This window comes from Enhygromyxa salina (genome assembly GCF_002994635.1).
GTDB lineage: Bacteria > Myxococcota_A > Polyangia > Nannocystales > Nannocystaceae > Plesiocystis > Plesiocystis salina_B.
In genome coordinates, this window is record NZ_PVNL01000030.1 from 206,149 (window position 1) to 223,412 (window position 17,264).

16 protein-coding genes are annotated in these 17,264 nt (G+C 67.8%); 8 read left to right on the plus strand and 8 right to left on the minus strand.

Annotated elements, in window-relative coordinates:
• The first annotated feature begins 24 nt into the window (after positions 1-24).
• On the plus strand, positions 25-1,293 hold the full coding sequence (locus ENSA7_RS05800) for a DUF4215 domain-containing protein (protein ID WP_106088191.1): 1,269 nt from the start codon (positions 25-27) through the stop codon (positions 1,291-1,293).
• A 30-nt stretch (positions 1,294-1,323) separates the two neighbouring features.
• On the opposite strand, the gene ENSA7_RS05805 is transcribed toward ENSA7_RS05800, so the two are convergent.
• Positions 1,324-2,238, minus strand: a complete 915-nt coding sequence (locus tag ENSA7_RS05805) for a DNA glycosylase family protein (protein ID WP_106088192.1) — start codon at positions 2,236-2,238, stop codon at positions 1,324-1,326.
• Between the two features lie 147 nt (positions 2,239-2,385).
• Here ENSA7_RS05805 and ENSA7_RS05810 point away from each other — a divergent pair, with 147 nt between their 5' ends.
• Genes ENSA7_RS05810 through ENSA7_RS05820 form a run of 3 tightly spaced genes read left to right on the plus strand, consistent with a single transcriptional unit; the run spans position 2,386 to position 6,057 of the window.
• Positions 2,386-4,119 (plus strand): DUF1592 domain-containing protein, encoded by a 1,734-nt coding sequence (locus ENSA7_RS05810; protein ID WP_146157379.1) that lies wholly within the window; start codon positions 2,386-2,388, stop codon positions 4,117-4,119.
• Positions 4,116-5,606 (plus strand): DUF1552 domain-containing protein, encoded by a 1,491-nt coding sequence (locus ENSA7_RS05815; protein ID WP_106088194.1) that lies wholly within the window; start codon positions 4,116-4,118, stop codon positions 5,604-5,606. The genes ENSA7_RS05810 and ENSA7_RS05815 overlap by 4 nt, the downstream gene beginning before the upstream one ends.
• Positions 5,607-5,658: 52 nt before the next feature.
• Positions 5,659-6,057 (plus strand): VOC family protein, encoded by a 399-nt coding sequence (locus tag ENSA7_RS05820; RefSeq protein ID WP_106088195.1) that lies wholly within the window; start codon positions 5,659-5,661, stop codon positions 6,055-6,057.
• Positions 6,058-6,081: 24 nt separating this feature from the next.
• On the opposite strand, the gene ENSA7_RS05825 is transcribed toward ENSA7_RS05820, so the two are convergent.
• Positions 6,082-7,071, minus strand: coding sequence for a spermidine synthase (locus tag ENSA7_RS05825; RefSeq protein ID WP_106088196.1), 990 nt, complete (start codon positions 7,069-7,071; stop codon positions 6,082-6,084).
• A 136-nt stretch (positions 7,072-7,207) separates the two neighbouring features.
• Between ENSA7_RS05825 and ENSA7_RS43240 the strand changes: the two genes are divergently transcribed.
• From ENSA7_RS43240 to ENSA7_RS05840, 3 genes are all read left to right on the plus strand, one after another.
• Complete coding sequence (locus tag ENSA7_RS43240) at positions 7,208-7,690, plus strand: hypothetical protein (protein WP_181233234.1); 483 nt, start codon at positions 7,208-7,210, stop codon at positions 7,688-7,690.
• A 19-nt stretch (positions 7,691-7,709) separates the two neighbouring features.
• Complete coding sequence (locus ENSA7_RS05835; RefSeq protein ID WP_181233236.1) at positions 7,710-8,309, plus strand: glutathione S-transferase family protein; 600 nt, start codon at positions 7,710-7,712, stop codon at positions 8,307-8,309.
• Positions 8,310-8,706: 397 nt separating this feature from the next.
• Complete coding sequence (locus tag ENSA7_RS05840; RefSeq protein WP_106088198.1) at positions 8,707-9,120, plus strand: hypothetical protein; 414 nt, start codon at positions 8,707-8,709, stop codon at positions 9,118-9,120.
• Between the two features lie 57 nt (positions 9,121-9,177).
• Here the strand turns inward: ENSA7_RS05840 and ENSA7_RS05845 are convergent, their stop codons facing one another.
• Positions 9,178-10,083 carry a metal-dependent hydrolase gene (locus ENSA7_RS05845; RefSeq protein WP_181233238.1) on the minus strand — a complete coding sequence of 302 codons (906 nt, stop codon included), beginning with the start codon at positions 10,081-10,083 and terminating at the stop codon, positions 9,178-9,180.
• 74 nt (positions 10,084-10,157) lie between these two features.
• Between ENSA7_RS05845 and ENSA7_RS05850 the strand changes: the two genes are divergently transcribed.
• A complete protein-coding gene (locus tag ENSA7_RS05850) occupies positions 10,158-10,772 on the plus strand; it encodes a hypothetical protein (RefSeq protein WP_106088200.1) in 615 nt (204 codons plus the stop codon).
• 11 nt (positions 10,773-10,783) lie between these two features.
• On the opposite strand, the gene ENSA7_RS05855 is transcribed toward ENSA7_RS05850, so the two are convergent.
• The 5 genes from ENSA7_RS05855 to ENSA7_RS05875 are packed head-to-tail and all read right to left on the minus strand — an operon-like array spanning position 10,784 to position 17,138.
• Positions 10,784-11,581 (minus strand): hypothetical protein, encoded by a 798-nt coding sequence (locus tag ENSA7_RS05855; RefSeq protein WP_106088201.1) that lies wholly within the window; start codon positions 11,579-11,581, stop codon positions 10,784-10,786.
• Positions 11,582-11,607: 26 nt separating this feature from the next.
• Positions 11,608-13,125, minus strand: a complete 1,518-nt coding sequence (locus tag ENSA7_RS05860; RefSeq protein ID WP_106088202.1) for a right-handed parallel beta-helix repeat-containing protein — start codon at positions 13,123-13,125, stop codon at positions 11,608-11,610.
• 28 nt (positions 13,126-13,153) lie between these two features.
• Positions 13,154-13,975 (minus strand): hypothetical protein, encoded by an 822-nt coding sequence (locus tag ENSA7_RS05865; RefSeq protein ID WP_146157380.1) that lies wholly within the window; start codon positions 13,973-13,975, stop codon positions 13,154-13,156.
• Positions 13,976-13,992: 17 nt separating this feature from the next.
• Positions 13,993-15,390 (minus strand): serine/threonine-protein kinase, encoded by a 1,398-nt coding sequence (locus ENSA7_RS05870; protein WP_181233240.1) that lies wholly within the window; start codon positions 15,388-15,390, stop codon positions 13,993-13,995.
• Positions 15,387-17,138, minus strand: a complete 1,752-nt coding sequence (locus ENSA7_RS05875) for a serine/threonine protein kinase (RefSeq protein ID WP_181233242.1) — start codon at positions 17,136-17,138, stop codon at positions 15,387-15,389. The genes ENSA7_RS05870 and ENSA7_RS05875 overlap by 4 nt, the downstream gene beginning before the upstream one ends.
• Positions 17,139-17,264: the final 126 nt, after the last annotated feature.

Sequence of the window (17,264 nt, forward strand, 5' to 3'; positions counted from 1 at the left end):
GGCGATTCGGGTTTGAATGGTCGCATGCGCCCCCAGCTCTTGCCCCTTGGTCTGTCTGCTCTGCTCGTCCTGTCCGCCGCCTCGTGCATCGCCCCCTCGAACGACAACGGCTCGACGTTCGGGAACTTCAGCACCGGCAATGGCAACGCAACGGAGACCGGTGACGGCGACGGCGACCCCGGCGATGGTGACGGCGACCCCGGCGAGACGACCTGTGGCGATGGGGTGGTCGACCCGGGCGAGGAGTGCGATCTCGGCCCACAGAATTCGGAGACGGGTCAGTGCACGCCCGCGTGCAAGATCGCCGCGTGTGGCGATGGCTACCTGTACGAGAACTTCGAAGAGTGCGACGACGGCAACACCGCCAACACCGACGACTGCGTGACCGGCTGCAAGCTCGCGACCTGCGGCGACGGCTTCGTGCAAGACGGCGTCGAGGTCTGTGACGACGGCAACGACGACAACGCCGACGGCTGCACGACCGAGTGCGTCGAGGGCTCGTGCGGCGACGGGATCCTGCAAGCGGGTGAGCAGTGCGACGACGGCAACATGATCACGTCTGACGAGTGTCCAGCTTGTCAGCTGGCGTTCTGTGGCGACGGCTATATCCAGGCGGGCGTCGAGGTGTGTGACGACGGCAATGACTTGAGCAACGACGCGTGTCTCGCAACCTTCTGCACGCCCAACGTGTGCGGTGATGGGTTTGTCTACGAGGGCATGGAGACCTGCGACGACGGCAACCTCGATGACGACGACGCGTGCCCGAGCAGCTGCGAGCCAGCCTATTGCGGCGACGGCTTCACCTGGGCGGGCATGGAGGAGTGCGACGACGGCAACGACGTCGACGACGACATCTGCACCTCCGACTGCACCTCGAACGGGATCTTCTGGATGGGGAGCTTCAACCAGGGCGTCGACGGGCAGATGTCCTGTGGCTCGTGGAACACGTTTCGCACCGAGCTGCAGGGGTTCAACAACTTCACCCGGGTCGCGCTGTGGGGCAGCAATGACCCGGTGGGCGTCGAGTGCGTCGGGGTGGCGGCCAACACGATCTGTCAGGCGTTGGCGTCGGGCCAGGCGATGACCAACATCGCGTGTGACGGGCGAACGTGGAATGTTGGCACCTGCGGCTCGGGGATCGAGCTCAACGCGCAAGGGAACGCCGTGTGTCAGTGCACCAACCCTGGCTATATTGCGCGGCCCTGCATCGGCGGCGGCAACTCGAACTGGGGCGGAGTCAACACCGCGACCTGCACCGGGCCCACGCAGACGATCGAGGTTGTCTGTCAGTAGGCAGTAGGCAGTAGGCAGCAGGCAGTAGGCTCAATCCTCGCCGGAGCCGGGCGTGTGCCAGGCACGGGTGACGTCCATCCACAGGGCCAGCCCGGCATACTCGTCGAACTCCGCGTAACAGGCCGCGATCGCACGATCACTACCACTGGCATCACCGCTGACCAGCCCATGTAGCTCCGCCGCCCGGCTGCGCACCCAGCTGTCGAGCGCGAGGTCATCGAAGCGACCCAACAAGCGCAGCGCCTGGCCGGCCGCGTAGGGTCCAAACCCCGGCAGCGCGAGCAGGCGCCGACGCACCTCGTCGGTCGCCAAGCTCGGATCATCAAAGTCCGCGCGCGACAGCTGACCCGACGCGAACCCCTGCGCCAGCGCGCGACAGTGCGAGGCCCGATAGCCCACGCGGGCCACGTCGCGCCAGAACGCCTCGTCTTGCCTGGCGCAGGCCCGCGCACTCGGGAACGCGTGGCGTCCAGAGGGCCCGCGTCGACCCAGCGCCGACGTCGTCCGCGTGACCATCGACTCGGTGTTGGCCCAGCTGCAGTTGGTGGTCATCAAGAGCTTGAGCAGATCCTCGAACAGCGTGGGTGATCGCAGCAGCCGACCGGCGCCGCGCTGCTGCACCCACGCGAGCCGAGGCGTGTCCGCGCAGCGAGCCCAGAACGGCTCGAGCTCGAAGTCCAGCGCCAAGCTGGTGACCAACGCTTCGCGCACGCGCGCGAGCATGGTCCGGTCGAGGGGCGCCCGCGCGCGGACCTGGGCCTCGAGCACGGCGCCGTCGCGCTGGCGCAGGTCGAGATCCACGACGGGGCCTCGCGCCCCCACGGCCGAAAGATCAACGGTGGTCGACCAGCGAATCCGTTCGCGATCATACACATGCGGCGCGAGGGCGACCCAGCCGTGCCCCCGCAGCACCACGTCGAGCTCGAACGGCTCGGGAACACGCAAGCGAAGACGATGACTGGCCGCTGGGCTCACGTGTGCACGCTATCACTATTTGGGCGTGCATCTGTGGATCCCGTGAACTGGCTTGCGTTGGCGTCAGCGGGGGCAAAACTCCTGTTCGAGCGCGCAATCCCTCGCTACGCTGCAGCGGTGAATCGTCTGGCATGGGCAAACATGTTGGCCGCGCTCGCGCTTTGTAGTGCGCTGCCTTCTTGCTACCTGGGCGTCGACGTCTCAGCCGAAGACGCTGGCGACGGCGGCACCGGCACCGACGCGGAGGCGGGCGAGGGCGAGGGTGACGGTGACGGCGACGGCGACGGCGAGGAGAGCCAGCCGATCGAGTCGACCCGCTTCGCTCGGCTCAGCCACGGGCAGTGGGAGAACACGGTCCGCGACCTGTTCATGCTGCCCGAGCAGACCGGGTTCTCGAGCCTGTTCATCGGCGATCCGACCAGCGGCAAGTTCGACAACGACTCGGACGCGCTCGACGTCACGCCGACGCTGTGGGCCGACTACCAGCGCGCCGCCGAGCAAGTCGCCGACTACGTGACCGGTGACGCGCTGTTGCTGGCCGCGATCGTGCCAGATGACTTGCCCGAGGACGCCGGCGACCCGAGCGTGCGCGCCAAGGCCTGGATCGACGGGTTTGGCGCTCGCGCGTACCGACGCCCGCTCACCAGCGCCGAGGTCGACGCACACTACTACGTGTTCGTGCAGGGCGTGGATCTCTACGACGAGCTCGACGCCTTCACGGCCGGCGTTCACATGTGCATTCAGGCGTTCTTGCAGTCGCCGCACTTCGTGTACCGGGTGGAGGCCAGCGAGACCGTGGGCGACGACGGCCTGATCCACCTTGGCGGCTACGAGGTCGCGACTCGGCTCAGCTACATGCTGTGGAACTCGATGCCCGATCAGCCCCTGTTCGAGGCCGCGGCCAGCGGCGATCTCGACGACGCCGCGGGCGTGCTGGTCCAGGCCGCGCGCATGATCGACGACCCCCGCGCCCACGACATGGTCAGTGACTTTCACGCGCAGCTGCTCGACACCGATCACTACCTCGACCAGTACAAGGACCCGAACTTCTACCCGCTGTTCGACGCGGCGATCACTGGGGCGGCGATGCAGCGCGAGACCGAGCTGTTCGTCCAGTCGATCGTGTTCGACGATCAGGCCGGACTCGCCGAGCTGCTCACCGCGCCCTATACCTTCGTGAATCAAGACACCGCGTACATGTACGGGCTCGGCGACGGGTTTGGCCCCGACCACGAGCGGGTGATGCTCGACGCCAGCCAGCGCAGCGGGATCCTGACCCAGGTCGGGTTCCTGTCGTCCAACGCGTACCCGGTCGACCCCGACTCGATCCACCGCGGGGTCTCGGTCGTTCGCAACTTGCTGTGCGCCCCGCTGCCGCCACCGCCCGACAACGTGCCGCCGCTGCCCCCAACCATGGGCAACACCAACCGTGAGCGGGTCGAGGCCCACACCGGTGACGGGACCTGCGGCGAGGGCTGCCACTCGGGGGTCATCAACCCGGTCGGCTTCGCGTTCGAGCACTACGACGCGATCGGCCAGTGGCGCGAGCAGGACAACGGGTTCCCGATCAACGACACCGACACCTTCTACTTTGACGCCGAGCCCAAGACCTACGACGGCGCGCCCGAGTTTGGCCACTACGCCGCGGCCAGCACCCAAGTTCACGCTTGCTACGTCGGGCACCTGCTCGAGTACGCCTACGCCCGCGACGTCGCTGCGCAAGAGCAGGCGATCGTCGACGAGCTCGCCGCCCGCTCGCGCGACGGCGCCCTGCCGATCCGCGCGCTGTTGCTCGAGCTGACCCAGACCCAGAGCTTCGCAACGCGCTACCCGCTGGAGGCCGGACAATGAAGAACCCACGCAAGACGTCCCTGCTGCGCCACCGCGGCTCTCACACCGCCAAGACCCCGCGCCGCGAGCCCTCGCCCGGCAACCTGCAGACTGGCCTGCAGACTGGCCGCCGCAGGTTCCTCGCCGGGATCGGTGGGGTCGCGCTGGGCCTGCCCTTCCTCGAGAGCATGGCCCCGCGCAAGGCCGGGGCCGCCGGGACCGACGCGACCCGCTTCTCGGTCTACGTGCGTCAGGCCAACGGCGTCGCGCAGGCTGGCGGTGGCGACCCAGAACAGTTCTGGCCGGTCGCCCCAGGCCCGCTCGACAGCGCCAGCTTGGCCGCGCAGAGCGATCGCGCGGTCAGTGAGCTCGCCACCTACGCCAGCCAGCTGACCATGGTCAAGGGGCTCCGGTTCGCGTTCCCGGGCAACGGCTGCGGACACTCGGGCGGCGGCAACCAGTGTCTGACGGCCGCCAGGGTCAGCGACATGCCGTCTGGCAACGCGTCGCTCGCGATGGGCGAGTCGGTCGACAACCGGGCCGCGGCCGAGCTCAACGCCGTCGGCGTCGAGCCGCTCACGCTCTACGCCGGCAAGATGAACGGCTACATCGACGAGGTCCTGTCCTACCGCGGGGGCATGGATCTGCGCGCCGCCAACCCCAACCCGTGGAGCGTGTACACCAACATCGTCGGGCTCTCGGCCCTCGACGTCGAGCTCGCCGAGCAGATCCAGGCCCGGCGCATGAGCGTCAACGACCTCGTCCGCGACCAGATGCAGACGCTGATGGGCAGCAGCCAGCTCAGCCAGACCGACCGCGAGCGGCTCGAGCTGCACTTCGACGCGATCCGCGATCTCGAGCTCGAGCTCACCTGCGAGCTCCCCGGCGAGGCCGAGGTCGGCGAGTACATGGCGGTCGCCGACACCTACTCCACCAACGACAACATGGAGACCGTCTGCCGGCTGCAGATGAACCTGATCGCGCTGGCGTTCGCCTGCAACTACACCTGCACGGCGACCTTGCAGATCGGCGACGGCAACGACGGGACCGAGTGGTGGGTCGGGGGCGTCAAGCAGCCCAACTACCACATGATCTCGCACCGCATTTACAGCCACGGCTCCGAGGGTGACCCGATCCCCGACGCGGTCGCCAAGCACCACCAGATCGATCGGATCCACGCCCGGCTGTTCCGCCACCTGCTCGATCGCCTGTCCATGTACGGGACCGAGAGCGGCACCTTGCTCGACGACAGCGTCGCCGTGTGGACCAATGACCTTGGCCACGGGGTCAGCCACACCTACAACAACGTGCCGTTCGTGATGGCCGGCAGCTGCGGCGGGTTCCTGAAGACCGGGCAGTACGTGGAGCTGCCCGAGCTGACCACGCACAACAAGCTGTTCAACACGCTGTTGACCGCGCAGGGCGTGCGCAAGCCGGGTGGCGAGTGGATCGACGACTTCGGCGATCCCGAGCTCGCGCCCGGGTTGATCGACCAGATCATCGCCTGATACCGCCTGATACCGATCAGTCACCGCCAGCGCGGCGGTATACTGCGCGGCCATGGCACGAGTCACAGGAATCGGCGGCGTCTTCTTCAAGGTCGATGATCCAGAGCGCACCCGCGCGTGGTATCGGCAGCACCTCGGCATCGACGCCGGCCCCTACGGGCACACCTTCCAGTGGCGCGAGCCGGGCAAGCCCGAGCTCGATCGGCGGACGGTGTGGAATCCGTTCCCGGCCGACTCGGACTACTTCGACCCGACCAAGGCCCGCCACATGGTCAACTACATCGTCGATGACCTCCACGGGATGCTCGCGCAGCTGCGGGCCGCTGGGGTCCACGTCGACGACAAGGTCGAAGAGCACGAGTACGGCAAGTTCGGCTGGGCGGTCGACGTGGATGGCAACCGCATGGAGCTGTGGGAGCCGCCAGCGAAGCTGCCAGAGGGTTTTGACTGAGCGCCGGTTCGCTTGACCCGCGGCTCAGTTGTCGTCCGCACAGGTCGGCGAGCAGCTGCGGTTGTGCCGCTCGGCCGCTTGGTCGAGCTGCGACGACTCGAAGTCGTCATGCGGGATCGCCTCGGGGTCCCAACCTTGCTCGTCGACGACGCAGCGTCGCGCCAGCCCCGACAGATCAAAGTCGAACCGAGGTTGCAGGGTCTGCGCGTTGAGCTGCAGCTGCTCGGGCGTGAGCGCGGCTTTGGCAGCCGTCGACACAATTGAGGTCTGCACGTCGTCCTCGCTGGCGAACCGGTAGTTGTGCGCGAACACGGCGGCCAGCGTCGCGCGATCGACCGGGTAGCGGGCGGTCCGGCGGTGCATGTTGGCGACCTGCACGCCCGCGGGTGTCAGCCGCGCGCTGCATGCCGCGAAGAATTCTCGGGTGCGCAGGTGCTTGGGGATCGAGTGGCCACGAAACGCATCGAGCACCAGCAAGTCGACGCTACGTGACTCGAGCGCCTCGATGAACACCCGGCCGTCGGCGACGTGGAGGCGATAGTTGGGATCCGCCTCGGGCACGCCAAAGTACGCGCAGGCCAGGCGCACCACCTCCGGGCAGATGTCGACCACGTCGAGCTCGAGCCCAGGGACGTGGCGAAACAAGTAATTGCTGAGCTGTCCGCCGCCAACGCCGATCATGCACATTCGCCGAACCTCGGGCTGGACCAGCAGGCTCGAGACCATGGTCTGGAACACCTCGTGGTGCAGCGCGTCGGGCCGGTCGAGCTCGTAGGTGGACTGCAACAACCACCGGCCGTCGGTCTCGAAGTACATCCGTCGCAGTGAGCCCTGCTCGGTGACGATGACGTGGTTGTAGTCGGAGTGGCCCTCTTCCAGGATCCGCTCCTCGGCCTGCGGTGGCGATGGCGGGGTCGCGGGCCTGGGCGCGATCGTGGCGGGCGTCTCGACCGCGCGACAGCCCAGCGACACTGGCACGAGGCCGCACGCAGCGAGGAAGTCGCGTCGACGCATGCCGCGATGGTAGCCGGGATTGTTCGCTGGCGTGGGTACGCAGCGCGGTGACCTCGCTTGCGTCAGCCGCGGTCAGGCAGTGCGGGCATTGGCCGCAATTTTGGCAACCGACTCGGGAGTTGCCCATACTGCGGCGATGAAGCGGAGACATGTGATGTTGATGGCGCTGGCGCTCGCTCCCGGGGCGGGCCTGTTCGCGTGCTCGGATGACGGCGGTGACGGTGCGGGCGAGACCGGGGATGGTGACGGCGATGGTGACTCGACCGGCGACGGGGACGGGGACAGCGGGGACGGAGACGGCGACAGCGGGGACGGAGACGGCGACAGCGGGGACGGAGACGGCGACAGCGGGGACGGAGACGGGGACAGCGGGGACGGAGACGGCGACAGCGGGGATGGTGACGGCGACACCGGAGATGGAGACGGGGATGGCGACGGTGACACCGGGGATGGTGACGGCGACACCGGGGGCCTGGGCGAGGGCGAGGTCTGCACGGAGATGCCGGCTGACTGCGGCCCGGGCCTGGCATGTTGCTACCCGTGCGGCGTCGACGGCTGCGACTTCGTGTGCACGCCGATCGATCCGAACACCATGGAGTGCCCGCCACCGCCGCCCTGAGTCGTGGCATGCTCCGCGGGTGCTCCGCCTCTACGGAACTGTGACCTCACCCTACGTCCGTCGCGTTCGCATCGTCGCCCACGAGCTCGGGCTTGCCTGTGAGCTCGTCGACACTGCGGCCGAACCCGGGCAGGCGACGATGCGCGCCGTCAACCCGCTGTGGAAGGTGCCGACGGCCGAGCTCGAGGGTCAGGCGATCTTCGACTCGCGGGTGATCAACCAGGTGTTGCTGCGCCGACATGGCCCCGGCCCGCTCGCGGCCGTCGAGGTCGACGACATCGCGACCGACAACCTGGTGACCGTGATCGACGGCGCCCTCGATGCGCTGATCAACGCGTTCTATCTGAGCAAGGATGGCGTCGGTCGCGAGACTGCGTCGTATATTCAAAAGCAGCACCAGCGCGCCGACGCGGCGATGCAGTGGATCGCCGACCGGGTCGACGATGTGTGGTTGACGCCTGCCAAGCAGTTTGGGCTGGCCGAGATCGCGCTGTGCACCAGCGTCGAGTGGATGCGGTTTCGTCAGACCTATCCGGTCGAGCGGCATCCGGCGATCGTGGGTCTGGTCGAGCGCCACGCGTCGCGGCCGAGCTTGGCCGAGACCCGACCGCCGAGCTGAGTGATGATAGGCAGGTGCCAACGTGGTCAACCGAATCACATTGGCAACAATGCCGCTGGCTACTTTGACCGTAGCCATGACCCTCGTGCAGATCTCTCGCTCCCGCCGCTTTGGCTCGAGCGGTGGCTCGAGTTCGATACCCTCATCGCGCGCGCTAAGCAAGACGAGCTCAGCGTCGCCGCCCGGGCCCTGGCTCTCTACCGAGAGGCTCATCAGCCGGGTGACGTGCGAAGTGACCTCGCGTTCGAACGCAGCGTGATCACGTTTCTGGGTCATACTGGGACGCCGGAGCTCTACAAAAACATGCGCGCCGAAATAAACACGCCTGAGATTCGCAACGCCGCCCCCCCGCGACTTCTATGCAAACGTCTCCGAACTCAGCATGTACCCATGTTACATGGCAGACATCTTGCTGCCGCACGGCTCGGGCAGCATGATCCAGGTCGAACCGCCAGCGGACATGCTCGAGGACTACCTCAACCTGGTAATGAACCGATATGACGACGTTGCCGCCGAGCTTGGCTCGGAGCGAGTCCATGTCGCATTTGGCGAATTGCTGTCGGCACGAACGCTCGCGCGCCGGATATGCACGACAAGCGGGCCATTTGCACGATTTAATTTGGGTGAGTTGCGCGAGCGATTCGAGCCGATGACCGGCATCGACTGCACCGCGTTCCTCACAAACACCAACAGCGACGAGTGGACCCCGCTCCCGGCGGCTGCGATCGCCGAGGACTTCCTCGCCAGCGAAGCGAGCGAAGGCTTCGCGGACGGGGTCCGCTACTTCTTCGGTCACCGCATCCCCAGTTGATCCTGGGGAGGTCTCCCCCGGCTGAACTCACGGTGTTCGCCGACGAGCAGTCGGCGCCTACCCGTGTCGTCGGCCGATCGACTCGAGATACTCGAGCGCGAGCGCGTCGTTCGGCACCTTCGAGGGGTGAAAGTCCGGCGCCAAGTAGGCCATGAACGCGGCCGGCATCGTCGCGCCGATCCCCTGACCCTTGGCGCGCACCGCCGCGTAGTCACGCGCGAGCTCGGCCGGGCGCAGGTCGGGCTCTTGCCGAAGCAGCACGACGATCCCATGCAGCCAAAACCCCGTGAGCACGATCGTGGCGGCGACCAGGCCGGCCGCGCGCAGGCTGTAGCTGTCGTCGATCCGCTGCAGGACCTCGTAGGCGACATCTTTGTGCTCGATCTCTTCGGCCGCGTGCCAAAGCAAGAGCTCGGCCATGACTGGCGGCGCGAACTCGTCGAGCACCCGCAGCGTGAGCGCCTGCTCCGCGAAGGTCGCGGTGAAGTGCTCGAGCGCGGCGGTGATCGACAGACGCAGCTTGGGCGGCACCTTGGGGGCGAGCCACTGGTAGGCGATGCGTCGGTAGGGCCGCAGGAACGCGTCGATATCGTAGCCGTGGCCGCGAATGATCTCGAACAGCCGCTCGTGCTCGTGGGCATGCTGGCCCTCTTGCCCATAGAAACGCTTGACCCGGTCGCGCAGCTCGGCGTCGGCGACCGGATCGAGCTCATCCATGAAGTGGTTGACGCTGCGCACGAAGAAGCGCTCGCCGTCCGGGAACACGAGGTTCAAGGAGTTGGCGATCGCGGTCCACACGGGGCTGCCGCCGGCCCAATGCCGCGGGATCTCGGCCCCGTCAAAGTCGAACTTCATGCGCCGCACGATCGGGTCGCGGGTGGGCGCGGCCGGCTGCGACGTGCTTCGGTTCGCACGCGAGCGCACGCGATCGAACAACTCTTGGGCTTGGACGGGGAGCTTCATGCTGGGCCTCCGTGCCATTGTCGCCCATCGCCGACACAATGGGGAGGTCGCGCTGATCGGCGGACTGGGCTATCGTGGCGCCCCCGCTGCAGGTCATGAGCTACAACCCGATCGCCGAGAGCACCACGCGCTTCCTCGCCAGCCTCGACACGGACACGCGCGAGCGGGCCGAGCAAGAGATGTTGCGCGACTCGGTCCGCGCCGAGGGCGTCGAGATGAGCCTTGCCGACGAGATCAACCTTGGCAAAGCGATGATGTGCATCGCTGGCGCCGACGGGCTCAGCCGCGAGGAGCTGACCGGGCTCAAGTATCTGCTGATCATCTCGGGGGTGCCGCCCGTGGTCCAAGACCACATCCTCGGCTTCGACGCCTCCACCACGCGGGTCGACGATGTCGCCGCGCTGTTTCCCCACGCCAGTCGCAAGGCCTGCTATGTGCTGTCGGGGACCACGACGGTGGCGGCGCTCGATGGCTTGTCCGCCGAAGAGCGCGACTTCGCGGTCGAGCTAGGCGCGAACCTGGGGCTGCCGCCGACGCTGGTCGTGCTGTTGCTGGCCGAGGCCAAGGCGACCGCCCTGGCGATGCAAGAGGGCAACCAGCGGATGGTCGCCGAGCTGGTGCGCATGCGCGAGGCGCTGTACGACTTCGCGTTCGAGGCCCCGGTCGAGGGCGCGCTCAATCAGGCCTGACTCGTGCGCGCTCAAAACCGCAGGCCGGCGGGGCTCAGCTCCGCTCGCAACTTGCTGGTCTGGCGGTGCGGCGCGAGCACCCAGACGTCGAGCACCAGCAAGGCCACGCCGGTGACCATTGACGTGAGGCCGGCGCTGACCAACGCAATTCCGGGGGCGCCGTAGTCCGAGACTCTGGGGCTGTCTCCGGTGCCGTCGCGGGTCAGGTCGTCACGGTTGAGCAGGACCGCGCCCGAGACCGAGCCGACCAGGCCGAGCGCGCCGAGGGCGATGCCCACGTACGCGGTCGGTCCGGGTGGAGTTGGCCGGGCTCCGAGCTGCGGATTTCGATCCGCGAGCGCAGGATCCAGCGCGGGTGGGGGCGGCTCGACCGAAGCCGGTCGCGCCGCGCGGGCCTTGGCGGCGGCGCTGGGGAGGATCGCCAGGCCCTCCGTGATCAGCTCGGCCGGGGTGCAGCGCAGACAGGTCCGCGCATCGCCACGCTCGAGCACTTGCCCATCGTGGAGCGCGACCGAGTGGACCACGTAGACGGGGGTCTTGTGGTTGGGTTGGCCGACCTCGACGCGAAACACGAGGTCAGCCGGCTCGGCCGCCGCCACGGTTAGGTCGAGCCGCGTGACAGCTGCGGCGAGCTGTTCGTCGAACTCGTGTTCGATCTCCGCGCGGGTGACCTTGGGGAGCGTGTCGGCGACGAGCTCGACGCGCGTGCTGAGCTGGTCGCTGGTCTGGGCGTCGGCTGCGGACGCCCAGCCGAGCGCGGTGAGCAGCGCGACGCTGGCGATGAGGTCACGGGTGAGGTGCGCGGGCATGTGTTGGTCCTTTGGATGGGTGGCGGTCAGGGGAGTCGATCGGCGCCGGCAAAGTCCGGCGTGCCGTCTGCGGTTGGGCGCAGGTTGCCGTCGATGTCCGTGCGCGGGTCACCGGTGCGCCAGTTGGCCATGCCGCTGATCTGGTCGGGGTAGGTTGCTGCGTCGAGGCTGAAGTCGCCGTTGCTGGCGTCGAGGAACCACAGGGAGTTGTTGTCGAAGTTCATTTCGGGGTCGGCCTCCGTGACCGAGTCGACGATGTCTGCGCTGTCGCACGCGATCTCGGGCTCGTCGTGAAGTGCCACGATGATGCTGTTGCGGATGGTGACGCCGCTCTCGGCGGTGCACACGAGCGCGCGCGAGTCGTTGTTGTTGCCCGCTCCGATGGTGCTGTAGATCAACGACACCTCGCCGCTCTCGATATCGATGATGTCGTCTGCCCCGGCGCCTCCACCCACGAAGCAATTTTCGAGCTGGAGCATCCCGCCGTTCATGCGAATCGCGCCGCCCTGGTTGTTTGTGACTCGGGCGCCCTCGATCCAGGCTTGGCCGTCGCTGATGATCAACCCGACACCGTCGTCCCCGGTCTCGGCCAGATCCACGCCGCGGGCGAACAACCGACCGTCCGCCAGCACCGTGATGGCCGGGCCCCCGTCGACCCCCTCGAGCACGGGGCGCTCACCGTCAGCGGCAAACAGCGCGACCGTCGTGGTGATCTCGACCGACTCCTCATATGAATCCCCGTGCTCGTGCACGATGATCCGCGTCTGATCCGGGATATCCGTCAGTGCGTCGGTGAGCGTGCAGTAGGCGTGTTCTTCTGTGCCGTCGGCGTTGTCACAGTCAGCGTTGTCGCCGTCGACGTGCAGCACGGCCCCCGGCTCAAAGCAGCTCCCAACCGCGAGGTTGCACGCGCTGTCCGGGCACTGATCATGATCCCCACACGCAACACAAGCATTGCTCGACACATCGCAGACCGGGGCAGTCCCACCGCACGATCCGAGCTTTTCAGCAGTGCAGGCCACACAGACATCCGCCAGGCAAACGGGCAGCCCAGGGTCCACACCTGCGCACGCCTGGTCGGCGTCACTCATGCCACCACAGCCGACACAGGTTCCGGTGTTCAGATCGCAGAACGCCGCAGCCGGGTCCGAGCAGTCGTCCGGCCCCATGCACGCCGCGGCGCCCTCGCCACCGTCCGCGTCCCCGCCCATGCCACCGTCGTCATCGCTCATGTGCCCATCGCCGCCAGCGTCGTCGCCCGCGAGCACGCAGCTATCGTCGACGGTGACGTCGCTGTCACCACCACAAGGATAGTAGCAATCATCAGCAGGACGCTCTGCGACGCAGCCGTAGCGACCCTCGGACGACGCATCGCACGCGGCCGTGGTGCAGAACGGTCGCGCGTCCCCGTAGCGCTCGGCGCAGGTCTGGTCGCCCTGAGCAGACCGACAGTGTGAGCCATTTGATGAAGATGCCACGCAGGCCGAGGCCACGAGGCCCCCGACGAAGCCGAGGCTGAGAACGAGAATGTGTTGTTTGTACATGATTGAGTACTCCTCAGATTTGGTTGAACTAGAATTTTCCAATGACCCCAAGCCCAGCGTCATCGCGACTGGCCAGGGGGTAGAGACGGGTCTGTCGGCCGACGTCGACCAACAGCATGGTGAGGCCCGCGGCGACCGCCGTGGTCCCGACGCCAAGCAGCACATAGCCGGAGGGCCGGTGATCGACGCGCACGACTTGCTCGCGGCCGACGTCGTCGACGACCACGCCGCGTGAGAGCTCCCGGCCGGCGCCGATCAACACCCCCACGCCGATCCCGGCGATCACAGCGCCCGAGATGCCGACCGTGGTGATACGCCGCGGTGGCGGCTCCACGCTCCGGTCTGGCTCAGCCACGATCTCGCCCGTCTCGACGTCGCGGGCGGGCATGAGCACGGGCGGCGGCACAGATCGCGGCTCCGGCTCGACGGCGGCGACCCGGGCGTCGAGGGCCGCGAGCAACTTGGGCGTCTGCTCGTCGAGCAAGGGCATGAGCCGGGCGTCGACGCACATGTGGCAGTCAACCCACTCGATCACCGGCTCACGCTGATCGTGGTCGACAAGCTCAAAGTGCACGCCGTAGTCGTAATCACCCGATTGCAGCGCACGAAACCGAACCTGCAGGACCACGGTGGCCTCGTCGGCCGCCACGAGCACGAAGCCCGCCTGTGTGATCCGGGGCCCGAGCTGGGCACGCACCGTCTGGTCGAGGCCAATGCCGCTGTCACCGAGGCCCTCGACGTCGACCTCCAGGCAGACCGATCGATCCCGAGTGTCGGCGGGCGGCGGCGTGGCGTGGCTCGAGTGGGGGAGGAGCAGCGCCGCGGCGCATACCCAACAACTGGCGAACATGGTTTGTACTGGTCGGTTCATCTGGTCTCCGGGTGGTCGAGCTTGGCCGCGGCTTCGCAGGCGTCCGCGAGCGAGCGAATCTTGGGATCATGGAATTCGGCGGTGAGCCTGGTGCACTCGCGCCAGCGCCCCAGGTTGAACAGCGCGGTGCTGCGCAACAGCACCCGCGCTTGTCTGGATGGCCAGCACGAACTGCGGGCGGTGTGCTCGAGGACCTCACGCCAGCGCCGTCGATCGAACGCAGCGTGCGCTTGGGCTCGAGCCCCGTCGCAGCCCGCCGTCCCGGTCGAGCGCGGCTCGACCTCGGGCTGGGGAGCCGTCGGTAGCTCGAGCGAGCGCGACTCGGGGGCCGGCTGTGGGGCGGCTTGGATCACGCGTGGTGTGCTCGCCTGCAGTGGCTTGGTGTCTCTCGTCGTCGCGACAAAGCCACCGCCAGCGCCCACGAGCACCCCCACCGCCAGCGCCAGCAGGCGACGTCGGGTCGCCGGCGAGCGAAGCTGGCGGCCACCCCCCGGGCCCGACCGTGTGCGGGTGGAAGCGCCGATCTCCGCGAGCCGCACGACGACCTCGTCGATCACAGGGCGGTCCGCCGGACGGCGGCGCGTGCAGTCATACACGATCGCCGCCAAGGCCTCGGGCACCTCGTAGGCCCAAGCATGGATCCGCGGCACCTCGAGCTCGGCCTCGCGCTGGGCCCGAATGAACTCGTCGCGGTCCGCGAACTGGCGAAACGGATTGCGACGTGTGATCAGCTCGAACAGCAGCGTGCCGAACCCATACACGTCCATCGCCGGCTCGGCGGGCGCCTTCGCGGCCTGCTCCGGGCTCATGTAGCCGATCGTGCCCGGCGTGTCATGGACGCCAGTGAGTCGGCCCGGCGCCCCCGCGCGCAGCCGCGGCGCGGCGAGATCGCCCGCGTGGCTAAAGTCGAACAGCTTGACGGTGCCCGTCTCGAGCACGAACAGGTTCCCCGGCGTGGTGTCGCGGTGCACGACACCGCGCTCGTGACAGTGCGCGAGCGCGGCGGCGACCTGTCGGGCAATGTCAATGATGCGATCCGCCTCGAGCCGGTTGCGCACGAGCAGCCAGTCGAGCACTTCCCCGCGGAGCAGCTCGGTCGAGAGCCAGGGCCACCCCTGATCGGACAGTCGGCCGCAGTCGCTGAGCTCGACAATGTTGGGGTGATCCCGCAAGCGCGCGAGGTACTCGCCTTCATGGATGATGCGCTGCTCTCGCTCGGCCCGGCCCAGATAGCGCGGGAGCAGCAGCTTGAGGGCGACCTCGCGGCCAAGCCGATGATCACGGGCCCGAAACACCCCGCTCATTCCCCCCTCGCCGAGCTTGGCCAGCAGCTCGAAGCGGCCATCATCAATGGTCTGGCCGACGGCGGGCAGCTCTCGCGCGGTGGGGATCATTGCGCCGATCCTCCGGTTCGCGTCTTCGTGAGGATGTCGCTCAGCCCGAGCCGGACTTCGTAATAGCTGCCCTTGGCGAGCGGCTCGACGACCAGCGTGCCTGCTCGGTGCCAGGGCTGGTCGGGAGACTCGTGCCATCGGACCACGTACTTGCCTGGGGGCAGCTTCGTCATGGCGACGTGGCTGTATGCGACGACCCGCGAGCCGACCTTGATCTCGGCGCTGGAGACCCCGGAGATCATGAAGGTGACCTCGACTCTTGCAGCCCGAGTCTTGGCGGGCTCGGGCTCGGGCTCGGGCTCCGCAGGTTCAGCTCGAGCAGCGGCGGACTCGGTCTGTACGGGGTCAGGCTCGGCTTGCGCGGGCGCGGGGGCGGGCGCGGGCGCGGTCACGCTCGGCGCGGGTTCGGGCATGGACGACGTCGGTTGAGTCTCGGGCACCCGGGGCGTGGTCGCAGGTGGGGACGCGTCGCTGGTGACAGCTCTGCCCGATCGTGCAGGGTCGACGTCGTCGCCACCGCGCGCGGCAGGCATGCGCTCGGCCTCCTCCCTAGCTGGCGAGGCCGGGGGCGAGCTCGTCTGGACCGGTCCGTCGGGCCGGCACCCATCAACGAGCAGACCGATCGTGACCCCGAACAGCAGCAGACCTCCGCCGCCCAGCGCGGCGACCAGCCGGAGCGAGCGCGGCGGCGGTGTGAACGTGTCGAGCACCTGGGTCACGGCGACGTCCTCGTCACCGAACACCTTTGAACTCGCCAGACATGCCGAGACCTCGGGCTCGGGCGTCGGCGCAGCTACCACCTCCGTGGTCGCGGGCGCGTCGAACAGCTCCTTCGTGTTCATGAGATCGGTCAGTCCAGACCGCCGCTCGCCGACGAGGCGCTGATAGAGCTCCCGCAGCTGTTGACCTGCGAGGTGGTAGTGCGCGGACTTTTGCAGGATCCACGAGCGGGCGTCGGCGGCTCGCGGTCGGTCGTCGGGCCGATTCGCCAGCATCTGGCGGTGGAGCTGAGTCACCCACGCGGGGACGCCCGCGCGGGTCAACGCCGGGACATGGCCGCCCAACACCAGCATCTGCAATTGCTGGCGATCGCAGCCATCGAGGAACCGAGCGCCCTCGATCAGCTCGTGCAGGACGACCCCGAGGCTGTAGATGTCTGTCTCGCGTCTGGCTCGGCCGCTCATTTGCTCTGGCGACATGTAGCGCGGCGTCCCGATCGAGCGAGACGCCGTGACGTCGGCCGCAGCCGTGAACCGCGCGATCCCGAAGTCGGTCAGCTTGACCTCGCCGCTCGACGAGATCAGGATGTTTCCCGGTGTCACGTCGTAGTGGATGACGCCCGCGTCCTCGCCCGCGACCGTGCGCTCGTGCGCGTACTCCAGGGCCGCGAGCACCTCGCCGACGATGTGCAGGCACACCTCGAGCTCGAGGGGCACGCCGATCTTGCGGGTGAACTCGCGCAGGTTGACCCCGTCGACCCACTCCATCACCAGGCAAGGGGCGCCGTGGATCTCGCTGATGTCGGTGACCTTGACGATCCGCCCGTGATCGAGCTGTGCGGCGATGCGGGCCTCGTTGAAGAAGCGCTGCCGATCCCTGTCGGTCGCCGCGAGAGCTGGATGCAGGACCTTGATCGCGCAGGGCATCACCATGTCGTTGGGCCCGCGCCGAACACCGCCCCACACCTGACCCATGCCGCCGTGACCAAGCTTGCACAGAAGCTGGTACTTGCCCGACACATCCCTCATGGCGTCACACCCGGCCCCGCGAGCACCAAATGCACTGATCATCGCTTCTCGTCATGGGGTTGGCGCACTCCAGCGGGTCCGCTCGGCCCGGCCGTGGACGGAGCATGACGCAAGGAGGCCGCTCTC

Excerpts from the sequence above, each read along its gene's own strand:
- ENSA7_RS05800 (WP_106088191.1), top strand. The coding sequence starts at position 25 with ATGCGCCCCCAGCTCTTGCCCCTTGGTCTGTCTGCTCTGCTCGTCCTG.
- ENSA7_RS05815 (WP_106088194.1), top strand. The coding sequence starts at position 4,116 with ATGAAGAACCCACGCAAGACGTCCCTGCTGCGCCACCGCGGCTCTCAC.
- ENSA7_RS05820 (WP_106088195.1), top strand. The coding sequence starts at position 5,659 with ATGGCACGAGTCACAGGAATCGGCGGCGTCTTCTTCAAGGTCGATGAT.
- ENSA7_RS05825 (WP_106088196.1), bottom strand. The coding sequence starts at position 7,071 with ATGCGTCGACGCGACTTCCTCGCTGCGTGCGGCCTCGTGCCAGTGTCG.
- ENSA7_RS43240 (WP_181233234.1), top strand. The coding sequence starts at position 7,208 with ATGAAGCGGAGACATGTGATGTTGATGGCGCTGGCGCTCGCTCCCGGG.
- ENSA7_RS05840 (WP_106088198.1), top strand. The coding sequence starts at position 8,707 with ATGGCAGACATCTTGCTGCCGCACGGCTCGGGCAGCATGATCCAGGTC.
- ENSA7_RS05845 (WP_181233238.1), bottom strand. The coding sequence starts at position 10,083 with ATGAAGCTCCCCGTCCAAGCCCAAGAGTTGTTCGATCGCGTGCGCTCG.
- ENSA7_RS05855 (WP_106088201.1), bottom strand. The coding sequence starts at position 11,581 with ATGCCCGCGCACCTCACCCGTGACCTCATCGCCAGCGTCGCGCTGCTC.
- ENSA7_RS05860 (WP_106088202.1), bottom strand. The coding sequence starts at position 13,125 with ATGTACAAACAACACATTCTCGTTCTCAGCCTCGGCTTCGTCGGGGGC.
- ENSA7_RS05865 (WP_146157380.1), bottom strand. The coding sequence starts at position 13,975 with ATGTTCGCCAGTTGTTGGGTATGCGCCGCGGCGCTGCTCCTCCCCCAC.
- ENSA7_RS05870 (WP_181233240.1), bottom strand. The coding sequence starts at position 15,390 with ATGATCCCCACCGCGCGAGAGCTGCCCGCCGTCGGCCAGACCATTGAT.
- ENSA7_RS05875 (WP_181233242.1), bottom strand. The coding sequence starts at position 17,138 with ATGAGGGATGTGTCGGGCAAGTACCAGCTTCTGTGCAAGCTTGGTCAC.